This window comes from Rheinheimera sp. (assembly GCF_036568245.1).
Taxonomy (GTDB): domain Bacteria; phylum Pseudomonadota; class Gammaproteobacteria; order Enterobacterales; family Alteromonadaceae; genus Alishewanella.
In genome coordinates, this window is sequence record NZ_DATCSY010000082.1 from 1 (window position 1) to 3,768 (window position 3,768).

4 protein-coding genes and 1 tRNA gene are annotated in these 3,768 nt (G+C 48.1%); 3 read left to right on the plus strand and 2 right to left on the minus strand.

Features of this window, described 5'->3' with window-relative positions:
• Positions 1-186 precede the first annotated feature (186 nt).
• Both VIN66_RS03665 and orn read right to left on the minus strand, forming a co-directional pair.
• Positions 187-262: transfer RNA gene (locus VIN66_RS03665), tRNA-Gly, on the minus strand.
• A 66-nt stretch (positions 263-328) separates the two neighbouring features.
• A complete protein-coding gene (orn, locus tag VIN66_RS03670; RefSeq protein ID WP_331922729.1) occupies positions 329-880 on the minus strand; it encodes an oligoribonuclease in 552 nt (183 codons plus the stop codon).
• A gap of 111 nt (positions 881-991) precedes the next feature.
• Here orn and rsgA point away from each other — a divergent pair, with 111 nt between their 5' ends.
• Genes rsgA through VIN66_RS03685 form a run of 3 tightly spaced genes read left to right on the plus strand, consistent with a single transcriptional unit; the run spans position 992 to position 3,616 of the window.
• The gene (gene rsgA / locus VIN66_RS03675; RefSeq protein ID WP_331922730.1) at positions 992-2,026 is read left to right on the plus strand and encodes a small ribosomal subunit biogenesis GTPase RsgA; all 1,035 of its coding nucleotides are present in this window, start codon (positions 992-994) and stop codon (positions 2,024-2,026) included.
• 32 nt (positions 2,027-2,058) lie between these two features.
• Positions 2,059-2,916 (plus strand): archaetidylserine decarboxylase, encoded by an 858-nt coding sequence (gene asd / locus VIN66_RS03680; RefSeq protein WP_331922731.1) that lies wholly within the window; start codon positions 2,059-2,061, stop codon positions 2,914-2,916.
• A 1-nt stretch (position 2,917) separates the two neighbouring features.
• On the plus strand, positions 2,918-3,616 hold the full coding sequence (locus tag VIN66_RS03685) for a glycerophosphodiester phosphodiesterase (RefSeq protein WP_331922732.1): 699 nt from the start codon (positions 2,918-2,920) through the stop codon (positions 3,614-3,616).
• Positions 3,617-3,768: the final 152 nt, after the last annotated feature.

Genomic DNA, 3,768 nt, shown 5'->3' on the forward strand with positions numbered 1-3,768 from the left:
AGCGGATTTATATCTACTCATGTTATTTACTTCCTCATTTGCTGGTTACAAACGAGCGAAGTATCTAACATGGGTACTCTACGGGCATAGCCCCGACTAAACGATCACCACCTCCATAGGAGGTGGTTTAAGGCTGACAACAAAAAACCGCACTCTGCTTACGCAAGGTGCGGTTTATGTCGAATTTGGAGCGAGTAACGAGGTTCGAACTCGTGACCTCGACCTTGGCAAGGTCGCGCTCTACCAGCTGAGCTATACTCGCATCATCAGACGTTGTTGCGTCGTGATGGCGCGCATTTTACAAAATCAGTTAGCTTATGCAAGTACTTTATTGCGGTAATTTGAAAAAATGCTGCCGATAGGTCACTAATTCAGCAATTGACTCCCGGATATCATCGAGCGCCAGATGACTGCCGGATTTTTGCACTTTCTTTGTTACCTCCGGGTGCCAACGTTTAGCCAGCTCCTTTACCGTACTGACATCCAGATTGCGATAATGAAAGAACGCTTCCAGTTCAGGTGCATATTCCACCAGAAAACGTCTGTCCTGCCCAATGCTATTGCCGCACATTGGCGATTTACCGGCAGATACATACTGGCTTAAAAATGCGATTGTCTGCTGTTCTGCCTGAGCCAGTGAAATGTTGCTGGCACGGCAACGTGCTGTCAAACCGCTTTTACCATGCTGCTCCACACACCAGGCACTCATATTATCCAGCACCTCATCAGGCTGCTTGATAGCAAATACCGGCCCTTCCGCCAGAATATTCAGATTGCTGTCAGTCACTATCGTTGCCATTTCCAGAATAACGTCGGTTTTCGGCTCTAAACCCGTCATCTCAAGGTCAATCCAGATTAGGTTATTATCATTTACACTCATCAAAAGCCCTTACGCAGCATGCTGCTTTGTTCATTTACAGAATACAGGTATCATACACGCCCTAAGCTTAGCAGTAATAGCACCCTTTTAATCAGAGCGAAAACAGCACCAGTGACGAAGAAAAAACATCTCACCCAGCGTCAACAGCAACGCATTGCCGACAATGCCAGTAAAAAGCTGCGCGTAGCTAAAAGTAAAGGGGTCGAAACTGTTGATGACGCCAGCTTTAGCGCAGCAGAAGCAGGCCTGGTAATAAGCCGTTTTGGCCAGCATGCTGATGTCGAAGATGTTGATGGCGCAGTGACTCGCTGTAATATGCGCCGCTCGGTGGCATCATTAGTCACTGGCGATAAGGTGGTCTGGCGCAGGGCATTACAGCAGACGGGTGGTGTTGATGGTGTCATTGACGCGGTAGAAGAGCGTAGCTCGGTTTTATTGCGGCCGGATTTCTATGATGGTTTAAAGCCTGTCGCGGCCAATATCGACCTGATGATTATTGTCTCGGCCATACTGCCGGTACTGTCGCTTAACATTATCGACCGTTATCTGGTTGCGGCAGAGATAACCGGTATCAAGCCATTGCTGGTTATTAACAAAACAGATTTACTCAGTACTGAGCAAAAACATGTTGTAGAGCAACAGCTGGCCCAGTATAAAAAACTTGGCTATGACTTTGTTATGGTCAGTGCTAAAAGCAGTGAAGGCATGACGGCGCTACTGAATTATTTGCACAGTGGCACCAGTATCTTTGTAGGCCAGTCAGGCGTGGGTAAGTCATCATTAATGAATAACCTGATGCCGGGACTTGAAGCGCAAACCCAGGAGGTTTCGCAAAATTCAGGCCTTGGCCAACATACTACTACCGTATCCCGACTTTACCACCTGCCTGAAGGGGGAGATTTGATAGACTCTCCCGGTATTCGTGAGTTTGCATTGTGGCATTTGACGGCAGAAGAGGTTACCCGTGGTTTTATCGAATTCACGCCCTGGCTCGGGCGATGCAAATTCAGAGACTGCAAGCATATTTCTGATCCGGGCTGCGCCATTCAACACGCCGTTGAACACGGTGATATACAACAAGAACGTTATGAAAGTTACCTGAAGATACTTGCCAGTATGGAGCAAGATAAACCCAGTTACCTGTAAGCTGATTTCTGACACTTTTAATCGAGACCAAGATGGATAATTTAAAAATTACCCTGCAATACCTGATGCCAAAACACCTGATTTCACGCCTGGCGGGCAAAATAGCTGCCGCCAGACTCGGCTGGTTTACCCATTTTTTAATAAACCGCTTTATCAAAGCTTATGGCATCAATATGAGCGAAGCCCAGTTTGAGCGGGCGCAGGACTATGCCACTTTTAATGAGTTTTTTACCCGCCCGCTAAAAGACGGCATACGTCCGCTGGCGACAGACAGCAATATTATCGCCCACCCGGTAGACGGCTGTATCAGTCAGCTCGGCCCTATTGTTGAAGGTAAATTGGTGCAGGCAAAAAACCATGACTACTCTTTACAGAGTTTACTCGGCGGCGATATTGCCACTGCAGCGCCTTTTCAGAACGGCGATTTTGCAACTATTTATCTGGCGCCAAAAGATTATCATCGCATCCACATGCCGGTAACAGGCACGTTGCGGCAAATGATTTATGTGCCCGGTGAGCTGTTTTCTGTAAACCCATTAACTGCTGAAAACGTGCCAGACTTATTTGCCCGCAACGAGCGCGTCGTAACCATTTTCGATACAGAGCTTGGCCCTATGGCACTGGTGCTGGTCGGTGCCACCATAGTGGCAAGCATTGAAACAATTTGGGCAGGTACTGTTACGCCGCCGGCAGGTAAAAACATATTCCGCTGGACCTATCCGGCACACGGCAAAAATGCCATTACGCTGGAGAAAGGTGCCGAAATGGGCCGCTTTAAGTTAGGTTCAACGGTGGTATTGGCTTTTGCTGCCGATAAACTATCTTTCTTAAACGACCAGAAACCAGGCACGGTAACCCGGATGGGTTCACCTTTTGCAGAGCTCAAATAATATGCAGATCATTGCTCACCGCGGAGCCAGTGGCGAATATCCTGAAAATACCATGCTGGCAATAGAGCAAGCCATAGTTCAGGGTGCAGATGCTATCGAGCTGGATGTATTCGCAGTACAAGGTGAGCTGATCGTCATTCACGACCATCATTTACAACGCACCACCAACGGTAAGGGCAGCATTTACCAGCATACCCTGGAGCAACTTACCCAGCTTGATGCAGGTAAAGGTGAGCGTATTCCAAGCTTATGGCAGGTATTGCAACGCCTGCAACAGGCAGCACAATGGCTTAATATCGAATTAAAAGGCGCTGACACGGTAGCGCCTTTGCTGACCTTGCTGGACAAAGCGCAGCAGCTCGGTTTGAACAGCCAGCGGCTGCTGATCTCCTCGTTTAATCATCATTTGTTATCTGAGATTAAGCAGTTACGGCCAGAGTTAAAACTTGGTGCCCTTACCGCCTCGATGCCGGTTGACTACGCCAGTTTCGCCCAGAAGCTGCAGGCATATTCTGTTAACTGTGATGTCAGCTTTATCAACCAGGCATTTGTTAACGATGCGAAAGCCCGTGGTTTACGGGTATACGTTTATACGGTAGATCACACAGATGATATCCGTCGTATGCAGCAATATGGCGTCGACGGTATTTTCACAAACTATCCCGGCGCCAGCCGGCAGTTTCTGGCCGCAATAAAATAAGCAGGCCGTTTGAAGTAAAAATCCACCTCCATAGGAGGTGGCTTTGCGTTGGCCCCCTATAAGGGGGCTTAATTATTTTCTACATCCAGCCTTAATTGACGTTCCTCGTCTTCTCTGCCCACTTTATCCTGATGCCTGACATAGCGCCGGAT